Source organism: Cognataquiflexum nitidum, from assembly GCF_022538055.1.
GTDB classification, from domain to species: Bacteria; Bacteroidota; Bacteroidia; order Cytophagales; family Cyclobacteriaceae; genus Cognataquiflexum; species Cognataquiflexum nitidum.
The window spans coordinates 75,227-94,243 of the sequence record NZ_JAKZAM010000020.1 but is presented as its reverse complement, the minus strand read 5'-3'; the positions used below and the strand labels follow the sequence as shown (position 1 = coordinate 94,243).

At 40.0% G+C, this 19,017-nt stretch carries 19 protein-coding genes; 17 read left to right on the top strand and 2 right to left on the bottom strand.

From position 1 onward, the window contains the following. Nucleotides 1-525: 525 nt before the first annotated feature. Nucleotides 526-1,296, bottom strand: a complete 771-nt coding sequence (locus tag MMU07_RS14220; protein WP_241126541.1) for a YdcF family protein — start codon at nt 1,294-1,296, stop codon at nt 526-528. Between the two features lie 364 nt (nt 1,297-1,660). Continuing rightward, nucleotides 1,661-2,182 (bottom strand): YdeI/OmpD-associated family protein, encoded by a 522-nt coding sequence (locus MMU07_RS14215; protein ID WP_241126540.1) that lies wholly within the window; start codon nt 2,180-2,182, stop codon nt 1,661-1,663. Nucleotides 2,183-2,234: 52 nt separating this feature from the next. Between MMU07_RS14215 and MMU07_RS14210 the strand changes: the two genes are divergently transcribed. From MMU07_RS14210 to MMU07_RS14130, 17 genes are all read left to right on the top strand, one after another. After that, the gene (locus tag MMU07_RS14210) at nt 2,235-3,161 is read left to right on the top strand and encodes a phytanoyl-CoA dioxygenase family protein (protein WP_241126539.1); all 927 of its coding nucleotides are present in this window, start codon (nt 2,235-2,237) and stop codon (nt 3,159-3,161) included. Nucleotides 3,162-3,204: 43 nt separating this feature from the next. After that, nucleotides 3,205-3,363, top strand: a complete 159-nt coding sequence (locus MMU07_RS14205; RefSeq protein ID WP_241126538.1) for a hypothetical protein — start codon at nt 3,205-3,207, stop codon at nt 3,361-3,363. Nucleotides 3,364-3,866: 503 nt separating this feature from the next. Further along, on the top strand, nt 3,867-4,052 hold the full coding sequence (locus MMU07_RS14200; RefSeq protein ID WP_241126537.1) for a DUF4184 family protein: 186 nt from the start codon (nt 3,867-3,869) through the stop codon (nt 4,050-4,052). Between the two features lie 186 nt (nt 4,053-4,238). Then, nucleotides 4,239-4,508: a hypothetical protein gene (locus MMU07_RS14195; RefSeq protein ID WP_241126536.1), complete on the top strand. Its 270-nt coding sequence runs from the start codon at nt 4,239-4,241 to the stop codon at nt 4,506-4,508. 21 nt (nt 4,509-4,529) lie between these two features. Further along, complete coding sequence (locus tag MMU07_RS14190) at nt 4,530-4,703, top strand: hypothetical protein (RefSeq protein WP_241126535.1); 174 nt, start codon at nt 4,530-4,532, stop codon at nt 4,701-4,703. 205 nt (nt 4,704-4,908) lie between these two features. Further along, a complete protein-coding gene (locus tag MMU07_RS14185; RefSeq protein WP_241126534.1) occupies nt 4,909-6,546 on the top strand; it encodes a phospholipase D-like domain-containing protein in 1,638 nt (545 codons plus the stop codon). After that, nucleotides 6,543-6,686, top strand: coding sequence for a hypothetical protein (locus MMU07_RS14180; protein WP_241126533.1), 144 nt, complete (start codon nt 6,543-6,545; stop codon nt 6,684-6,686). Before MMU07_RS14185 ends, MMU07_RS14180 begins: the two co-directional genes overlap by 4 nt. A gap of 49 nt (nt 6,687-6,735) precedes the next feature. After that, a complete protein-coding gene (locus tag MMU07_RS14175) occupies nt 6,736-7,278 on the top strand; it encodes a hypothetical protein (protein ID WP_241126532.1) in 543 nt (180 codons plus the stop codon). Nucleotides 7,279-7,430: 152 nt separating this feature from the next. Continuing rightward, nucleotides 7,431-8,411: an 8-oxoguanine DNA glycosylase OGG fold protein gene (locus tag MMU07_RS14170; protein WP_241126531.1), complete on the top strand. Its 981-nt coding sequence runs from the start codon at nt 7,431-7,433 to the stop codon at nt 8,409-8,411. Nucleotides 8,412-8,601: 190 nt separating this feature from the next. Beyond that, nucleotides 8,602-10,128, top strand: a complete 1,527-nt coding sequence (locus MMU07_RS14165) for a PIN domain-containing protein (RefSeq protein WP_241126530.1) — start codon at nt 8,602-8,604, stop codon at nt 10,126-10,128. A gap of 1 nt (nt 10,129) precedes the next feature. After that, the gene (locus tag MMU07_RS14160; protein WP_241126529.1) at nt 10,130-10,507 is read left to right on the top strand and encodes an ASCH domain-containing protein; all 378 of its coding nucleotides are present in this window, start codon (nt 10,130-10,132) and stop codon (nt 10,505-10,507) included. 198 nt (nt 10,508-10,705) lie between these two features. Next, nucleotides 10,706-11,203, top strand: a complete 498-nt coding sequence (locus tag MMU07_RS14155; RefSeq protein WP_241126528.1) for an SHOCT domain-containing protein — start codon at nt 10,706-10,708, stop codon at nt 11,201-11,203. 200 nt (nt 11,204-11,403) lie between these two features. Next, a complete protein-coding gene (locus MMU07_RS14150; RefSeq protein WP_241126527.1) occupies nt 11,404-12,351 on the top strand; it encodes a YihY/virulence factor BrkB family protein in 948 nt (315 codons plus the stop codon). Between the two features lie 111 nt (nt 12,352-12,462). Then, nucleotides 12,463-14,256, top strand: a complete 1,794-nt coding sequence (locus tag MMU07_RS14145; RefSeq protein WP_241126526.1) for an alpha-amylase family glycosyl hydrolase — start codon at nt 12,463-12,465, stop codon at nt 14,254-14,256. Between the two features lie 193 nt (nt 14,257-14,449). Beyond that, a complete protein-coding gene (locus tag MMU07_RS14140; protein WP_241126525.1) occupies nt 14,450-17,941 on the top strand; it encodes a CheR family methyltransferase in 3,492 nt (1,163 codons plus the stop codon). Continuing rightward, entirely contained in the window at nt 17,938-18,390 is a 453-nt protein-coding gene (locus tag MMU07_RS14135) for a response regulator (protein WP_241126524.1), read from the top strand. The genes MMU07_RS14140 and MMU07_RS14135 overlap by 4 nt, the downstream gene beginning before the upstream one ends. Before the next feature lie 20 nt (nt 18,391-18,410). Further along, nucleotides 18,411-18,971, top strand: a complete 561-nt coding sequence (locus MMU07_RS14130) for a helix-turn-helix domain-containing protein (protein ID WP_472843680.1) — start codon at nt 18,411-18,413, stop codon at nt 18,969-18,971. Nucleotides 18,972-19,017 lie beyond the last annotated feature (46 nt).

The following is a 19,017-nucleotide window of genomic DNA, read 5'->3' as shown; positions in this document are numbered from 1 at the left end:
GACAACAATTACAACAACTAGAACAATTACAACCAATCCCTGGAGAGATTCTTCGCTTCACTCAGAATGACGGTTCCAACAACCCGACAACCTGACAACCTGACAACGCGAAGCAGACAACAATTACAACCAATCAAATATAGATTCTTCGCTTCACTCAGAATGACGGTTCCGACAACCCGACAACCTGAAAACCCGACAACCCGACAACGCGAAGCAGATAACTTGACAACTTGATCAAATCAAATATAGATTCTTCGCTTCACTCAGAATGACGGTTCCGACAACCCGACAACCCGACAACCCGACAACGCGAAGCAGACAACAATTACAACAAATCAAATATAGATTCTTCGCTTCACTCAGAATGACGGTTCCAACAACCCAACAACCCGACAACCTGAAAACGCGAAGCAGACAACAATTACAACAACTAGAACAATTACAACCAATCCCTGGAGAGATTCTTCGCTTCACTCAGAATGACGGATGAGAGACCCTTCGTTCCTCAGGGTGACGGGTATTCTAGATATACCCAACCGCCCAATAAACCGTAATCCCAATCCATTCTTTGAAGAGTTTGTGCCACATGAAAATGGAATAAGGATCTGGTTGGAGCAATTGTGGGATGCTGAAGCGGATATCTTCAGAATAATAATCCACAGGAAAACTATCTGTCTGCAATCCTACCTTTTCAAAGCAACCTTTGGAGCGAGGCATATGAAAAGCGGAAGTGATCAATAAAAATCTTTGGTCAAGGTTGAAACCGCTTTTAGAAAGAACGTCTTTGGAAAAGGCTGCGTTTTCCCGGGTATTTTTGGCTTTGTTTTCTACCAAAATATCCTCATTTGGTACACCCGTCATGACCATAAAATCCCGTAGCATTTCTGCTTCGGTGTTGGAATTGGTGGGGTTTAGGCCCTGTCCGCCGGTGATGAGGATTTTTTTGATTTTTCCCAATTTATAGAGTTGCACCGTATGCGTGGCACGGTCAGCGCCCTTATTGAAAAAAGTACGGTCTAAGGCAGTTTTGTTCAGGTTGGTCACGCCTGTAAGGACAATGCCGATTTCGTAATCGGGTAGCGTATCAAAAGCTTTGAAATCCGGTTCCCAAGTTTGCATGGCGAGGTTTGCCAAAAACTGATTGGAAAAAATCAGCATCAGAATGATTCCACCAATCATCAATTTATTGCCGTATTTCTTTTTGCGGAGCCAAAACCCTGCAATCAATAAAATCAGGATGATGGTCAGTGGCATGGCCAAAAAACTCAGGAATTGGGAAAGGTAGAAGAACATGCGGATGGGTTTTTGGGAAAATAAATTTTGCTTATTGAGCAAACCTAGTATGTAATTTTGAATTTATTAAAATGATTCTTAAGGTCGTGATAAAAATAGTTGTACTTTTTACAGCTACTTTTTTTCTTGACAAAAAAAGTAGCCAAAAAAGTCAAGACGGCGGAATCCTATCAACGCACAAGGCCGGAGCCGGCCCGGTCCGCCGTCGTCCTGCCCGCCTCAAAAATTCAAGATTCAGTATTAAGAAAAATTTATTGAATTGGTACGATTTGCCTACAGATGGCCGCAGAACAGTTAACCAAATAACCCATTAACCCTTAACCAAATTACCATTAACCAACCCTTCGACAAGCTCAGGGACCAATCACCACCCCTTATCCAGATTATTGTAGTACTTGATTTTTTCGTTCAGCATTTTGTAGTCGAGTTTTCCTTTCACATCCTTCAGGTGTTCGATGATGGCAAGGGACTTGTTGAGCCTCGAATTGGTGTTTTTGACTTTGGTAACGATATATATCAGGCCTCGCTGCTTTCCTTTGGTCAGGGCATAGAAATATCCACTTCCTACCTCATCCTGATCGAGGAGCACCTGCATTTCCTCCGGCATTTCATGGCCATATTCCGAGAGGTCCTTTTCCAAGGTCATGTTGATTTTATCCCCCTCGGCGATTTTGAGCTTTTCCCGGTTGGGCTTATTGAGCAGGATAAACCAATATTCCTTCGTCTTCATCAAGGCAGCAGGGAAGACAGGGATTCCTTCCAGGTGAACCCTGACCCGTCTGTTGTCGCCATCGATAAATTGCACCGCAATATCGTCCGGTACCGGTAGATGAAACCTCCAAAGATTGGTATGGAAATCTTCCAAAGTCGATAAAAATGAGATCATCTCAGAGAATATTTTTCTCTAAATATCGCAGTTTTTCTATTAAATTAACAGCATGACAAATGATCCCAAATCCAATTATTCGGTCTCTAAGACTGCCACTACCAAGCTCAATGACCGCAGCAACGGAATGCCATTACAGGTAATGTCTGAATCGGATTGGGATTTTTGGGTCCACAACGGCTATGTGGTTATCAAAAATGCCGTTCCAAAATCTCAGGCTAAAAAGTTGGCGGACTTCCTGTGGGAATTCGAAGGAAAAGATCCTGAAAACCCGGAGAGCTGGTACCGAAAAACCAACCCCGATATGGAAATGAAGGAACTTGTCAATACCGGAATGGTCGAAATCTACCACCACCAATACCTTTGGGACAACAGGCAGACACCCAAAGTCCATCAGGCTTTTTCGGATATCTGGGGCACCGAAAAACTGTGGGTGACCATCGACCGGGCCAACCTGAACTTTCCTATCCGGCCCGGATTTGAGTACAAGGGATTTATCCATTGGGATTATGACCCCGATACCAAACCCCAAAATGTGCAGGGTGTCCTTGCCCTTGCAGACCAAACCGATGAAGAAATGGGCGGCTTCCAATGTATTCCCGAGCTCTACAGGACTTACGATACCTGGAAACTTACCCAAGCTGCCGACCGCAATTATTTCCAACCCGACACTACCGGATTTGAACTGACCAAAGTCAAACTGGAAGCCGGGGATTTGCTGATATTCAATTCACTTTTGCCGCACGGAATCCGTGCCAACAGGAGCAAGGACAGAGTCCGCATCGCCCAATACCTCTCTATGATGCCTGCCGAACCCGAAAATCTATCCCTCCGTCAGTGGCGCATCCACAGTTGGCAAAGCCGCGAAGCGCTAAAAGGCTATGCCTTTCCCGGCGATCCTTTGCAAAGGGAAAAACAACATCCTGTAGCGGAATTGACAGATTTGGGTAAGAAATTATTGGGTTTGGAGGAATGGTAGAGGGAAGGATGAAGGATGAAGGATGAAGGATGAAGGATGAAGGATGATGGAGGAAGTAGGAAGTAGGGAAGTAGGAAGTTGGGAAGAAGGAAGTTGGGAAGTTGGGAAGGAGGAAGTTGGGAAGGATGAAGTTGGGAAGGAGGGAAGTTGGGAAGTAGGAAGTTGGAAAGAAGGAAGTTGGGGAGTCGGAAGTAAGAGGTAGGAAGGAAGGAGGCTGAAGGAGGAAGTTGGGAAGTAGGAAGTCTGAAGGTCCCAAGTCACAAATATGAATAGCCTTAAGGTACCTAAAGGATAAACCTGAGTCGAAGTATCTATAGCTAGGACACGGAGTATCTATACCTCTGAAACGGAGTATCTGTATGGGAAGATAAGGGTGGACCTACTGGGACTAGGGATATTTCCTAGGAGATCCTTAGACTTGGTTAAGAAGAAAATCTTTTGATTATCGAGAGAGAAAGCGGTGCAAATCAAAATTTTCGGGTACATGATTTTTTATGAAGATGTAAGTTAGGGGAACGATGCCTATTTTTATATTTGTATTCGCTTTCTTGCACCTATCCAAACAATTTATGGTTTGAGAACGATTAGCGGTTCAGTGGACAGTGGACTGTCGTCTGTGGACGAGTATCCGCATCCGATAAAGTATCCTCATGCCCAACTTTCAACCCTGCGGATACTCAAATTTTTACATTAAATCCTTAATCCATGCCATTTATCTTTTCCCACGCTGCGCTTGTTTTTCCCATCAATTGGGGTTTCAAAAAATGGACTTCCATGACAGGCCTGATCATAGGCAGCATGGTTCCTGACTTCGGAAAATTCATCAACATGAGACCGGGAAATAGCATCAGCCACACTTGGGAAGGTATTTTTGGTTCAGTCTTCCGGTAGGTTTATTGCCCTGATTTATTTTTTGATGGGCTGTTGGCGGTTTGTTTAAAATACCAAAAAGAATTAAGTTTAAACAGTTGAAACTTATCTGGAACTGTCGTGCCATGTATGTCCTAGGCGTATATAGCGCCATGCTTTTGGGAAGCAAACCGGAAATATTTAACATAACTTCAAAACCACACTGATATGGAAAAAAAGAATTACAAGGAGATGACTGATGCAGAACTGTTGGTCGAAAAAAATAAACTGAAAAAATCTAAAATTTTTCAGGCCGCGACGATTGGCTTTCTTGCGGGGATCATTCCCGGAATAGTAGGGTGGATTATTTCTGGGGAAAAACGTTTGGGATTTATTATACTCTTGTTGATCCCCATCTTTCTCATTTACAGACTTTTTAAAAACCCAAAAGGGAACAGGGATTTGGAGGAAGTCCTGAAAGAACGCATCCTGAATTGAAGTATTATTAAATTAGACTAGTTGAAATACGACAAAGCCTTTCCCTTAGATGATTTTATTGGGATTTTCCTTGAGGGTTCAGTTGATAAATTGGAATTAATCATCACTACCATTTCAGCTTTTATGATTGGACTGATTGGTGCGTCGCTTTGCACAAAGATGGGTGAAAGGTCAGCAAGTAGGGGATTGGGGTAATCCAATTTTCTGAAAAATTGACATTTTACTTTTTTTAGGTAGTTGATCCAATCTTGCATAGGATTTTTAACTAAAAGCAATTAAGTTTAGGTAATTGAAAAATAACAACAATATTGTTGATACCAGTCCAAATTGGGTAGATATCAACAAGTCTTGTTGATATACAATCGTTGGTGGCAAGCATAAAGAACATACACGACAGAGAATGCAAGTAACATTTTTAGGACACGGACTTGAGAGCAGCCAATTCAATGTTGGGAAACAATTAGTGAACTCGTTTGAGAACAAGTATTTTGACAATTTCTATGGATTTGTTGCTTTTGTTGCATTGACAGGAGTTGACAAAATTCTCCCTTCTATTAAATCATCACGCGACAAATTTAAAAATCTCAGATTTTACGTGGGTGTAGACAATAAAGGAACATCAAAAGAAGCCCTAGAAAAATTGCTATACAATGAAATTGAAACATACATTTATCATCGTGAAGAAGATTATATAACCTATCACCCAAAACTATTTTTATTTGAAGGCGAAAAATTTTCGAGAGTAATAATTGGTTCATCAAACCTGACAAGTTCAGGATTCATTGCGAATATTGAAGCGTCAATTCAACTTGACTTCAATACAAAAACAGATAAGCAAGGAATAAAACTTATTAGGGAAATAAAAGAATACTACAAAGACCTAATTGAACTAAGCAATACTCATACAAGAAAACTTACGAGAGAGTTAATAGATGAATATGAAGAAGCCGATTTACTCTACAAGCAATTTTTCTCAAATAAGAAAGAAGAATCACAACCAACTGACGGTGAAAATGGAAATAAGAAAACAAAAAAAGTCAAACTCCCTGATGTTGACTTAACAGACGGTTTTGACCCAAAAGACACTCCAGATTATGATAAAAATGTAAAAGCCACCCAAAACGACTATGATAATTTTGACTACTTTTTAGAAAGATTCATAGTTTATAAGAGAGATGTTCGTTCATCAGGAGTTGTAACTAAGACAACAGATGACAAAGAATTGCTTCGGTGGTATTTTAGAATGAAAGAACTGATTAGGAACGAAGCAATGCCTGATGACCTTCTTTTGCGTTTAATTGATGTTGACTTTCCTGTTGGTGATGGTTGGGAAAAAACCAGTATGATGATTTGGGAAAAGCGATTCAAAGAAATGCTTGCATATAAACGAGAATTCAATCCTGATAGTGAGATAACTCACGTGCCACAGTTTAAAGAAAAAAGTCACCCTCATTATTCAATAGGTTCTTGGTGTGCCCAACAGAAACAAAGACGAAAAGGAAATCAAACCCCTTTATGGTCTGATTATGAAGAAGAAAGAATGAATTCAGTAAACTTTCTTTGGGAAGTTCCAAACCTTGGGAGTGATCCTGATGATGAAGGTTGGTATGAAAAATTACTAGAATTAGAAAGTTACTACAAAGACAAAAACAACTTCAAATCAATACCACATCAACACACTAAAATTGGGAAGTGGCTTAACGAACAAATAACTTTAAAATTAACAGGAAGTCGTGGGAAAGTCAAAAAATTTCTGAATCCACTTAGGACTGAGTTATTAGGCGAAGTTCTATCAAAAAATGGAGTTGATTGGGAATGGCAAAAGCAAAAAGAAAGGGAAGCCATAGAAAATTTAGCGGAAGAATTTATTAAAAATCAAGACCCGAAAGAATTAGAAAAATTAAGTAAGGACGAAAGGAAAAAGTATCAAGACAGAGTATCACAAGCAAGGTATAGAAGCAAAAAATGGGACGACACTAAAAGACTAATATTGATAAACGCAGGTATGGAATTACCTAAAAAAGAAGAAAGCCAATGACACGGATAACAAGAATGCCAGCCACCAACATCACCTACACGCAAGCAGGGGTTTGGTGCTTCGTAGGACAGGAAAGTGCTAAATTTGAAGTTCAGTTCTTCGAAGGAAGTTCAGTGGTAAAAATCCCTGCCTGCGTGTAGCTGAAAACCGCCGTTAGCTACAAGCTTATATTGAAAGCGAATAAAACATATGAAAAAAAATATATACCAGATTTTAAGAGAGGTTTCTACGGTTATTGTGGGGATTTTAATTGCTTTGTTTATTAATACTTGGAACGAAGAAAGAAAAGAAAAAATTTATTTAAATCAAATATTCAAATCCATAGAATTAGAACTTACTGAAAGTGAAGAAGAAATAGAATATAATATTCCAAAACAACAAACGCTAATTGACAGTTTAAAACACTATACTTCTGACAAAGAAATGTCAATTCTTCGGATATATGAAAAAGTAGGCGGTTTTTACGCTCCGAATATAAGAACCAACTCTTGGACTTCGATTTCTACTTCAAAAATTGAATTAGTAAAATATGATAAATTATCAATTCTCAATGATTTAGTAGAGGGCAAAGAACTTTTAAAAAACAAGTTAAATTATTTGCAGACCTTAAGCTATTCTCACTTAAATGATACATCGGAAGAAACAAAAACTCAAATGATGTTACTATTAATGGATATAGTTTCAACTGAAAAATCATTAAAACAAATCATTGAAAAATATAAAAGCCTGTAGCTAACAGCACCTACAAGAAATTGGCGGTTCATTGGTTAAGTCAAGCTTTGTGCTTCTATCAAAGTTTGTGCTTGGTTGACAGTGAAGTGCTTCTAAATCGCCACCTTCGGGTAGCTGCCGAACGTTAGCGGTCAGCTTAAAAGAAGACACGAATGAACATTGATAATTACAAAATACTAATCTCAAACCTACCTGTAAGACAACAATGTTTTACGACAAAACGAACGACTTGGACAAAAGCCGAAAGTGAAATTCAGTGGCTAAAAAATCTCAATGACAAGTTGTTTAGCGACAACAAAACATTAACTATATGCCGTCAAGACATTTTTGAAACCAACGAGCCAAGAGAAGCAATTATCAAGACAATTTATTGGGGCTACACAGCAGGAATGCGTGGAAATCATTTTGTAAATATTCTCAAACACATTGAAACAATTGAAAACGTGTTGCTGAGGTTAAGAGAACAGTCAAATCCAACAACCAAAGACTTTAACGACCTGACATTAACTTTTAAGAACGTTGCAGGACTTGGACTATCAACTTACAGCAAACTACTTTACTTTTTCAAAATATCATTTAACGACAATCCTTGCCTAATACTTGACCAGCGACTTATTGATGTTTTTGCAATCAAGACATATTCAAATTTTCAACAGTTAGACAAAATACGATATGACAATGCTGAGAAAAAGTATCTTGACTTTTTGCAGCTTACAAGACAGCTTGCCAATGACCTTGACACACAAGGAGAAAACATTGAACTATTTCTTTTTACTTTCGGCAATAACTTAAAAACAACAAAAATGACGGAAACGAAAATTTCAAATATGTGGAACGGATACTGCCCTGAAAGTTTATTGAAAGGCAAGACAGTTCGTATGCGACTTAACCAAAACGACTTTTTTGAAAGTGAAGAAACCGGACTTCAAATTTGTATCATTCCAGGAGTTCAAGCGGTCATTTTGAATTTTAGGGGACAAGGAAAATTTAGAACAACTGAAAATTATGGAGATGAAGTTGAAAATGGTGAGATTTTAAGTCTACAAAATTCTGACAGACCACCTTTCAATAATCCGACAACTGCATTTGGGCAAAGTGAAGAAATTGAAAATTACATTGCGACAATTCAGTAAAGATTATGAATATTCAGCTAAACACAGACGACAGAAAAGAAAGCCGAACCGCTAACAGGCGTTTGGCTCAATGGCGGGTGAAGTGGTTAATTGAACATTCTACCTCGCATCAACTTTTGTGGTGTATTTCCACCTTCTCCAAACCCAATGAAGATAAGCTTAAAAATCAACCAATTAGGAACATATTTAAGTGAAAGTACTACTTGATACCAATATCATTATACATCGAGAAGCTGAAAAGATTTACAATCTTGACATAGGACAGTTATTCTTTTGGCTTGACAAGTTAAAATATGACAAATACATCCACCCATTGACCATCATTGAGCTTAATCGGTACAAAGACCAAAACTCATTGAAGTCAATGAATATAAAAATTGAAAGTTACAATCAACTAAAATACCAAGCTAAATTAAGTGATTCCATAAAACAAATCAGTGGTAAAGTTGACACTACTGCCAACGATCTTAACGATACGCAAATACTTAATGAAGTCTATGAGAATCGAATTGACATACTGATTTCTGAAGACAAGAAAATCCACATAAAAGCTAAACTTCTTGGAATAGCTGGCAGAGTTTACAGAATACAAACCTTTTTAGAAAAGGTAACTGCAGAAAACCCCGACCTAATTTCTCATAAGGTATTGGCAGTTAAAAAAGTAGACTTTGGAGAAGTCGACATTAGAGATAGTTTTTTCGATAGTTTTCGGCTTGATTATCAGGAGTTTGATAAATGGTTTAATGGCAAATCTGAAGAATCTTGTTATGTGTGCTATAGCGATAATCAATTGAGCGCATTTTTGTTTATCAAAATTGAAAAGCTGGGAGAAGAAAGTTATTCAGACATCAGCCCCATTTTTATACCAAAAAAACGGTTAAAAATAGGAACACTTAAGGTCACAAGTAACGGATATAAAATTGGCGAGAGATTTTTAAAAACTGTTTTTGACAATGCATTGCTATTTAAAGTTGAAGAAATATATGTGACAATATTTAACAAGCGACCTGAACAAGAGCAATTAATAGAAATGCTTGAAGAATGGGGCTTTTACTATCACGGCATTAAAACTTCAAAAAATGGAGAAGAATTAGTTTACGTTAGACAATTTGGTAAGAACTTGCCAATAAATATTGACAATCCTAAATTGACATTCCCATTTTTCTCAAGAGAGACTGACAAGTATCTCATTAAAATTGAACCTCAATACCATACAGAGTTATTTCCCGATAGTATAAACACAAAAGAAGACAAGGCAAAATATACGGAGAACGAACCACACCGAAATAGAATAAGTAAGGTATATATTTCACACGCACCAGATAGAAATTTAAAATCAGGAGATATAGTTCTAATTTATCGAATTGGTGAAAATGCACCTAAAAAATATTCAAGTACGGTAACATCTATATGTATTGTTGAAAGTATCAAGGACGGATTTATGGACTTTGATGACTTTTTCAATAGTTGTAATCGTAGAACAATGATTCCCAAAGACGACTTACTTAACAAATGGTGGAACAAGTTTCCTACTTATCGACCTTTTATCATCAATTTTCTTTATGCACATTCTTTACCAACACCAAAACCAACCTTGAATGATTTAATAAACTTGGGGATATTTGCAGACCCAATGAGTTTACCAAAAGGTTTTGCTAAATTGACCTCAAAACAGTTTGAGGACTTAATTAACTTCGCCTACAACAGGAAAAAATGATATGAAAGTAGTTTTATCAATAAAACCAGAATTCGCCTTTAAAATATTTGATGGATCAAAGAGGTTTGAGTTTAGGAAATCAATCTTCAAAAATACAAATGTAAAATCAGTCCTAGTTTATGCATCATCCCCAGTTCAACAGGTAATTGGAGAGTTTGAAATTGAGGAAATTTTAAACTACGACCTACAAACACTTTGGGAACTAACGCAAGAACATTCAGGTATTACGAAGGATTTTTACTACAAATATTTTGCAGACAGAGAACAAGGTTTTGCGATTAAAATAAAAAAAACAAAAAAGTATAGAACCCCAAAATGCTTGAGAACAGACTTTAATCTATTTCCACCACAATCATTTGCATACCTGACCGAAAAATGAGAATTAAGTCATAGAAGAGGTGTTTGACTAAATGTCGGGTTCTGTTTTTAATTGAACATTCTACCTCTTATCAACTTTTGTGGTGAAAGGAAATTTCCTCATCATATAGCTTAAGAAATAGCCCAAACTTTTCCCCCTCCCTTTCTTGTAGTTTTGACAATAGGCCTTATTATTGTGAAACTAAATCTCAAATTTTTAATGAAATCCATCTATCTCAAATCCGTTGCCTTATTCTTGGCTGTTGCTATTTTCTTTGCAAGTTGTGGCAGCACGACCATGATCCAATCGACCCCATCTGATGCCAAGCTGTATATGAATGGGGAGTACATGGGGAATACGCCTTATGCCTACCGGGATACCAAGGTAGTGGGCAGTTCCACTTTGGTCAGATTAGAAAAAGAAGGCTATAACCCTTTCAATACTTCTTTTTCAAGGGATGAGGAGTTGGATGTGGGTGCTTTGATCGGAGGATTATTTTTGTTGGTTCCTTTCCTTTGGATCATGAAATACAAACCATTCAGAACCTATGAGCTTCAGCCGGCTGTCGGAGGGCTTGATACCAACTACTATTCCATCCCAAGCGGTTTGGATAAGACCAAGGCAGATAAGTTAAGAGAACTGAAAAAACTGTTGGACGAAGGTGTGATCACCAAGGAGGAGTTTGATGCTGAGAAAAAGAAGATTCTTGAAAGTTAATAATCCTTTTTTTGCATAAAAACCATTTTCAAAAAGCGGTTACCCTGAATTGTTTCGGGTAACCGCTTTTTCTTTTTTGCCTGTCATCCACCACAAATTCACTTCCCTTTTCCATTGGGGCACGGTTAATGCACTCGTTTCCTACGGCTGTTTTAAGGCGGGGGCAGAAATGTTTTTTTGGCCCAAATCAACAAGACAAAATGCATAAAGAAAATAGATTCAGGATCAGTCACTTGCCCGGCCTATTATGGAAAGCGGGGAAGCTTTGGAACAAGAACAATCCATGGAGATTAGGCGCAGTCGTGGCCTACTATGCGGTGTTGTCCCTGCCGGGATTGCTTGTCGTCGTGATTAGTGCTGTCGGGGCATTTTGGGGGCAGGAGATCGTGCAAGGGGAGATTACAGGGCAGATTTCGGAGGCCATCGGTCCAAGTGCTGCGAAGTCTATCGTCTCTATTATCGAAAATTCGAGTAAGGATAACAGGACAGTTTTTGCTACCGTAATGGGGGTGGCGGTATTGGTATTCGGTGCTACGGGGGTGTTTTACCAGCTTCAGATCTCTATGAATGAGATATGGAGTGTCAAGGTGGATCCTGAGGCCGGTTGGTGGAAAATCATCAAAGACAGGGCCTTGAGCCTTGCCTTTGTGATGGTGATCGCTTTTTTGTTGATCGTTAGTTTTGTGGTTTCCACGGCACTGACGGTTCTGAGCAGTTTTCTGTCCGGACTTTGGGAGCCTGCTTACCTTTTTATAGCCCAATTCTTTGATTTTGCCCTGTCCACCTTTGTCATCGGGCTTTTGTTTGTGTTGATTTTTAGGTTTATGCCTGACATGAAGATCAGGTGGAGGTCGGTATGGTTGGGGGGATTTATGACAGCGCTGTTGTTTAATCTCGGGAAAATATTGCTCAGCATCTATTTTGGTGCCGCAGATCCCGGTTCGGTTTATGGAGCGGCAGGTTCTGTAGTGCTGATTTTGCTTTGGGTATCTTATTCCTGTTTGATATTGTTCTTTGGGGCGGCATTTACGAGGGTGTATGCGGAGAAGTATGAGGTGGCGGTTCATCCTTCAGATTTTGCAATGAAAGTTGTCGAAAAGGAAATCATCATCGAGAAAGGAGACGAGGAAATAAAAACCGAAGGGTGAGTATTGGAACTAAAATGTAATATATTATCTTATGATTAAATAATTGATGTTTTTTTCCTATTCATCTCAAAAAGGAACATTTTTTTCTAAATAATTTACCAATAAATAGAGATGAAGGAGATAGGAAATAAGGGAATGGGAGCCATCGTAGGTGGACAAGGTGTGACCTTTAGGGTGTGGGCGCCCAATGCCAACAAGATTTTTGTGATGGGCAGCTTCAATGGTTGGAGAGATAATGAATACCTCTTGGAACATGAAAATGACGGCTATTGGGCGGTGCATGTGGATGCTGCCTATGAAGGGGACGAATACAAATACGTCCTCTACAACGGAGAAAACAAAATCACCAAAAACGATCCCTATGCCCGGAAATTGACCAATAGCATGGGCAATTCCATTGTCATAGACCTTAGAAAAGACAGGGAAGAGCATCAGTTTCAAATTCCCTCTTTCAATGAGCTTGTGATCTATGAGATGCACATCGGTACATTCAACAGGGATGGGATTGAAAATGGGGGCGTGGGAAATTTTTATTCTGCTGTACAGAGATTGGATTATGTCAGAGATCTGGGTATCAATGCGATAGAAATCATGCCGGTGATGGAGTTTGCCGGAGATGAATCCTGGGGATATAATCCCGCGCATCCTTTTGCCGTGGAGTCAGCATACGGTGGTCCCGAAGGTTTGAAGTATTTTGTCAGGGAAGCCCATATCAGGGGAATAGCGGTGATCATGGATGTGGTTTACAATCATTTTGGACCTTCGGATATTGACATTTGGCAGTTTGACGGTTGGCAGGAAAATGGCCTCGGTGGCATTTATTTCTACAATGACTATAGGGCCAAGACGCCTTGGGGTGAAAACCGACCCGATTATGGCAGGAAGGAAGTACGAAATTACCTCCGTGACAATGCGCTGATGTGGCTCGACGATTACCAATGTGATGGGTTGAGGTTTGATGCCACGGCGGTCATCAGGTACCTAGATAGTGAAAACAGCAACAACAAGGCAGAATTGGAGGAAGGATATAGGTTTTTGCAGGAGTTGAACGGGGAGATCCGGGATATCTTTCCCCACAAAATCCTGATCGCAGAAGACCTTAAAGCAGATCCTGTGGTCACTTCCGGGGTCATGCTCAATGGTCTCGGTTTTCATTCTCAATGGGGTTTGGGCTTCGCAAACCAGATCAAAAGGGTTTTGCTGGAGGTTGAGGACCAGCACCGAAACCTTCAGCTCGTGGTGGAGTCTCTCTTTTTTGCCTTCAACAATGATGTGTTCCAAAGGGTGATTTTCACAGAGTCCCATGATGAGGTGGCCAATGGGTCGTCCCGGTTGCCGGAGGAGATACAGCCTGGTGAGGCCAACGGTGAATATGCCAAAAAGAAATCTACTTTGGGAGCCATTGCACTTCTGACCGCACCGGGAATCCCGATGTTGTTTCAGGGTCAGGAATTTATCAGTTATGGTCATTTCTCGGATAAGGTGGGCTTGGATTGGGAAAGACAAACGATGTTCCATGGAATTTCGGGCATGTACCGTGACTTGATCGGCATGCGGAATGGACGTGATGAAGCGATGGTGGGGCTGACAGGGCACCTGACGGAGACCTTACACTTCAACCAAGACACATTGGTGCTGGCCTACAGCCGGAGCCATGCGGATCACCGTGATCGGCCCGTAATCATGGTGCTTAATTTTTCGAATCAGACTTTCCACAATTATAAATTCGGTGTGCCCATAGGTGGCAAATGGCAGGTGAAATTCAACAGTAGCTGGAAAGGTTATGACGAGGATTTCTCAGGGACAGAGGTCACCTCTGTCTCGGCAAAAGGACCTTTTGAAGGTAAAGCACATTCGGTTTTGGTGGATATACCTGCCTTTGGAGGGATCATCCTGATCAGGTAATGGGCTGTTTCTCTCATGCTTTTGGAGGAATACCGGATTATCAGAAATGTTTAGGAGGTTTTTTTATAATATGTTACAACTGGCTATGAATCGGGTCAAAGAAATGGTAACTTGATCCTGTAGAATCTGCCTACATCACACAAGTTCTTGCTGATGCTGAATATAGCTACCGAAATTAAATCGAAAAAACGGCATGGGACAATCCATAAAAGGCAAAATAGAAAAGGATTCTTTACCGGAACCTAAGCAAAGGGTAGATTTCCCGATTGTTGCCATAGGTGCTTCGGCGGGAGGACTGGAGGCTGTGTCCGAATTACTGAAATACCTAGCCCCTGACACGGGCATGGCATTTATTTTTGTACAGCATCTCAGTCCCGACCATAAGAGTATGCTTACGCCGTTGTTGGCCAAAATCACCTCCATGGAGGTGGGCGAGGTTGAAAACAAGGTGCTGATCAAGCCTGATACATTTTACATCATTCCTCCGGACAAGGAGATTTCTGTAGAAAATGACCAAATCATATTATCACCAAGGCCGGAAACTCCCAAATTCAATTTTCCGATTGATATCCTATTTACCTCCCTGTCAAAGACCCATAGGGAAAACGTAATAGGGATAATCCTGAGCGGAAGTGCCACGGATGGTACCATAGGCATGAGGTCGATCAAGCAGGAGGGAGGACTGACTTTTGCCCAAGATTCCTCGGCAAAATTTGACAGCATGCCCAAATCTGCCATCACTGCGGGGTTGGTAGACTTTATATTGTCGCCCAAAGATATCGCCTTGGAGCTGAACAGGATCAGCCAAAATCCTTTGATCAGGATTTCAGGGAGAAAAACAAGGGAAGAAGACCTGATAGACGATGCCAATCCAGAATTGGTAGCCATCATCAATAGCCTTCTGAAATTCACGGGAGTGGATTTTTCTCTCTATAAAATGAGGACAATCAAAAGGAGGATCCTGAGGCGGATGCTGCTCAATAAAGCAAAAGATCTCAAAGCTTATGTAAACCTCATCGGTGAAAAACAGGAAGAATTGGATATTCTCTACCAGGATTTACTGATCAATGTGACCAGTTTTTTTCGGGATTCGGATACCTACAAATACCTCAAAGAGGTACTTCTTCCCAAACTTCTAAAGTCAAAAAAGGCTGAAGAGACCTTTCGGATATGGGTTCCTGCCTGTTCTTCAGGTGAGGAGGCATTGTCCATTGCCATGATGATTCTGGAAATTCAGGAAAATACCGGCACCCATATCCCCATTCAGATGTTTGCGACTGATTTGAGTGAAAAGGCAATCAGGAAAGCAAGAGCCGGCGTTTATACCAAAGACGAACTGGAATCGGTTTCACCGAAAAGACTGCAGCGGTTTTTTACAAAATCAGGAAACAGCTACAGGATTTCTAAACTGATCCGGGATATCTGTGTCTATGCCCCGCACAACGTGTTAAAGGATGCACCATTCTCAAGGATAGATTTTATCAGCTGCAGGAATCTGTTCATTTACCTGGATTTGGCAGCACAGAAAAGAGTATTGTCAACTTTCCATTATTCCTTGAACGAAACGGGATATCTGATGCTGGGAAAAGCTGAGACTATCAGTTCTTCGGCAAATCTATTCTCAGAGGTCAATAAAAAGTATCGAATCTATTCAAGAAAAAGCAGCGCCGATGGACGCATATTATCATTACCCACTTCAAGAATGACCAAAGGAGAAACCCAACATACAAAGCACGCAGTGGATACTGATTCCAAGATCAGTGCAGCCAAATCCAGCACACTTCAAAACAGCAAAAATCTGGATCAAGCTATTGATACAGTAATAATATCTGAATTTTTGCCTCCCTGTGCCGTCATCAATCAGCAGATGGAAATCCTCCAATTCAGAGGCAAAACAGACCTGTACCTAAGCCATTTTTCCGGAAAAGCTTCTCTGAATATCCTGAAGCTTGTACGCAAAGAAATAGCATTTCATCTAAGAAGTCTGATTTCCAAGTGTATAAAGACCAGTCAATATGTGCGTAAAACCGGAATTGAGATGAATGTCAACGATACTGTATTCGTCATCAGTATCGAGGTGTCGCCGCTCCATGTGGATTTTGAGGAAAGGTTGATGCTGGTTATTTTTTCGCAACATGATCAGGTTACAGGCTCCCGGCAAGTAAAAGGAAAGGACGCAATCCAAGATTCAATTCTCAGTATTAAGGAACAAAAAATAAAACAGCTTGAGGACGAATTGGCATCGTCCCAAAAAGATGCCATGGAACTGTCCCAAGAGCAGGAAGGGTTTATAGAAGAGCTCCAAAGTGCCAATGAGGAGGTAGTCTCGAGCAATGAAGAATTGCAGACCGTCAACGAAGAGCTGGAAACCTCCAAAGAGGAACTTGAATCCTCGAATGAGGAGCTTGTCACGACCAACCAAGAGCTTCAGACCCGAAATGACCTGCTCAATGAATCCTACGACTATTCCAATGCCATCATCTCTACCCTCCATGAGCCAATGATTGTCTTGGATAAAAACCTGAAGATCAAGACAGCCAACAAATCATTTTATAGGATATTCCAACTCAAGGAGGATCAGATTGATGGCAAGAAATTATTTGATTTTGAAGAAAAACGATGGAATATCCCGAGTTTAAGGGAATTGCTCGAGCATATTATTCCTAAAAATTCCTCATTCAGCAACTATAAAATAACGCATAACTTTCCAAGGATTGGGGAAAAAGTTTTCTTACTCAATGCAAGCAGGCTTATTCAGAAAAGCCACGGAGAGCAATTGATCTTACTTTCTTTTAATGATATAACCGATGCCATGCTGACCCAGAAAAATGAATTGGAAGAATACACAAAAGACATAGAAGAAACCAAAAACTACAATATCGAGCTTGAAAAGGCAGTATTGGAGAGAACAAAGCAGCTCGACCTTTCCAATAAGGCATTGTCAGAAAAAAACAACGAGCTCGGTAGGATGAACAAAGAGCTTGAGGCCTTTGCCTACATTTCAAGTCATGATTTGCAGGAACCACTCCGAAAGATCCAGACTTTTGCTGACAGGATTCTTGAAAAAGAAATGGTAAATTTATCAGCTTCGGGCAAGGTCTATTTCCAGCATATGCAAAAGTCAGCCAATAGGATGCAAAAGCTGATAGAGGAGCTGCTGACTTTTACAAGTCTCAATTCGGCCGAAAGAAAATTTGAAGCCCTTCCACTTGCGGACATTATCAAAGACGTACAGATGGAAATGAAAGAAGCAATAAAGGATAAAAACGCCAAAATCACCATCAACAAGATGTGTGATGTCAGTGTCATTCCCTTTCAGTTTAGGCAGTTGATCAATAACCTGATCAGTAATTCTTTGAAATTTTCAAGACCAGAATTCCCCGTCAAAATCTACATCTCCGCGGAGATAGTTAAGAAAGATAGCATCAAAACCATCGAAAACCTGAATCAAAAATTTTATTGTCATATTCAGTTTTCAGATAACGGTATAGGATTTGATCAGGAGTACAGTAAAAGGATCTTTGAGGTGTTTGAAAAACTACACAGCAAAGATGAATATCCCGGAACAGGAATTGGGTTGGCCATTGTCAAAAAAATTGTAGAAAACCACAGTGGTTTTGTAAGTGCAACAAGTGAACTGAATAAAGGAACAACAATCGACATCTATTTACCGGTAAAAAAATGAAAGAAAAATCCATTAAGATCCTATTAGCAGATGATGATGAAGCAGACAGACTGTTGTTTAAGGAGGCTTTTGATGAACTCAATGTCGGTACAACTGTAGAAACCGTGAATGACGGCGACGAACTTATGCACTTCATGCAAAACACCGAAACCGAAAATCTTCCGCAGATCCTTTTTCTCGACATCAACATGCCAAGAAAAAACGGCTTGGAATGTCTGAAAGAAATCAGGGCAGACAAAAAGTTCAAAGAAGTTTCTGTGGCGATATATTCAACATCTTCTTCCGAAAATGACATGCAGGAGACTTTCCTCAACGGGGCAAATGTCTATATCCACAAACCCAATGATTTTCAGAAATTAAAGAAGTTATTGGAAAAGGCCATCGTCTATACAAATGTGTACCAAGACCCACCATTCAATAAGGATAACTTTCTTTTAGTGGCCGAATAATTGCCTATCTCCTAATTAAAGTGGAAAAACACAAGATTCATATTAAGTACATGGTGAGCTATCGCTGTATCATGGTGGTCAAGGAAGAACTGAAAAATCTAGATATACGCTATTCCAATGTCAATTTGGGGGAAGTGGAGGTATCGGAAAAAATCACGCCTACCCAGATAGAAGCCCTGAGGCTGAACCTAAAGAAAATCGGGCTCGAACTATTAGATGATAAAAAAGGTATTTTGATAGATAAAATTAAGAATGAGGTGATCAAAATGATCCATCAATCTGAGGTCCAACCTAAAATCAACTACTCTGAGTATATCAGCGAACAGCTCGGCTATGACTATACCTATTTGTCAAATGTTTTTTCGGAGGTTCAGGGAATTACCATTCAGCAATTCATCATCTTCAACAAAATCGAAAAAGTAAAAGAATTGTTGCTCTACAATGAACTTAACCTGACAGAGATTTCCTATCAACTGGATTACAGCAGCGTGGCCCACCTTTCCAATCAGTTTAAGAAAGTCACCGGACTGACCCCTTCATTTTTTAAAAGGATGAAAGAAATGAGGAAGAAGATTTTATAAATGGTAGGTTTTTATTGGTCTGATTTAAATGGGATTGTCAGCAAGA

Coding starts and splice junctions, on each gene's coding strand:
- MMU07_RS14155 (WP_241126528.1), top strand. CDS start 10,706: ATGAAATCCATCTATCTCAAATCCGTTGCCTTATTCTTGGCTGTTGCT.
- MMU07_RS14170 (WP_241126531.1), top strand. CDS start 7,431: ATGAACATTGATAATTACAAAATACTAATCTCAAACCTACCTGTAAGA.
- MMU07_RS14140 (WP_241126525.1), top strand. CDS start 14,450: ATGGGACAATCCATAAAAGGCAAAATAGAAAAGGATTCTTTACCGGAA.
- MMU07_RS14150 (WP_241126527.1), top strand. CDS start 11,404: ATGCATAAAGAAAATAGATTCAGGATCAGTCACTTGCCCGGCCTATTA.
- MMU07_RS14180 (WP_241126533.1), top strand. CDS start 6,543: ATGACACGGATAACAAGAATGCCAGCCACCAACATCACCTACACGCAA.
- MMU07_RS14200 (WP_241126537.1), top strand. CDS start 3,867: ATGCCATTTATCTTTTCCCACGCTGCGCTTGTTTTTCCCATCAATTGG.
- MMU07_RS14205 (WP_241126538.1), top strand. CDS start 3,205: ATGATGGAGGAAGTAGGAAGTAGGGAAGTAGGAAGTTGGGAAGAAGGA.
- MMU07_RS14195 (WP_241126536.1), top strand. CDS start 4,239: ATGGAAAAAAAGAATTACAAGGAGATGACTGATGCAGAACTGTTGGTC.
- MMU07_RS14210 (WP_241126539.1), top strand. CDS start 2,235: ATGACAAATGATCCCAAATCCAATTATTCGGTCTCTAAGACTGCCACT.
- MMU07_RS14160 (WP_241126529.1), top strand. CDS start 10,130: ATGAAAGTAGTTTTATCAATAAAACCAGAATTCGCCTTTAAAATATTT.
- MMU07_RS14185 (WP_241126534.1), top strand. CDS start 4,909: ATGCAAGTAACATTTTTAGGACACGGACTTGAGAGCAGCCAATTCAAT.
- MMU07_RS14135 (WP_241126524.1), top strand. CDS start 17,938: ATGAAAGAAAAATCCATTAAGATCCTATTAGCAGATGATGATGAAGCA.
- MMU07_RS14145 (WP_241126526.1), top strand. CDS start 12,463: ATGAAGGAGATAGGAAATAAGGGAATGGGAGCCATCGTAGGTGGACAA.
- MMU07_RS14175 (WP_241126532.1), top strand. CDS start 6,736: ATGAAAAAAAATATATACCAGATTTTAAGAGAGGTTTCTACGGTTATT.
- MMU07_RS14220 (WP_241126541.1), bottom strand. CDS start 1,296: ATGTTCTTCTACCTTTCCCAATTCCTGAGTTTTTTGGCCATGCCACTG.
- MMU07_RS14215 (WP_241126540.1), bottom strand. CDS start 2,182: ATGATCTCATTTTTATCGACTTTGGAAGATTTCCATACCAATCTTTGG.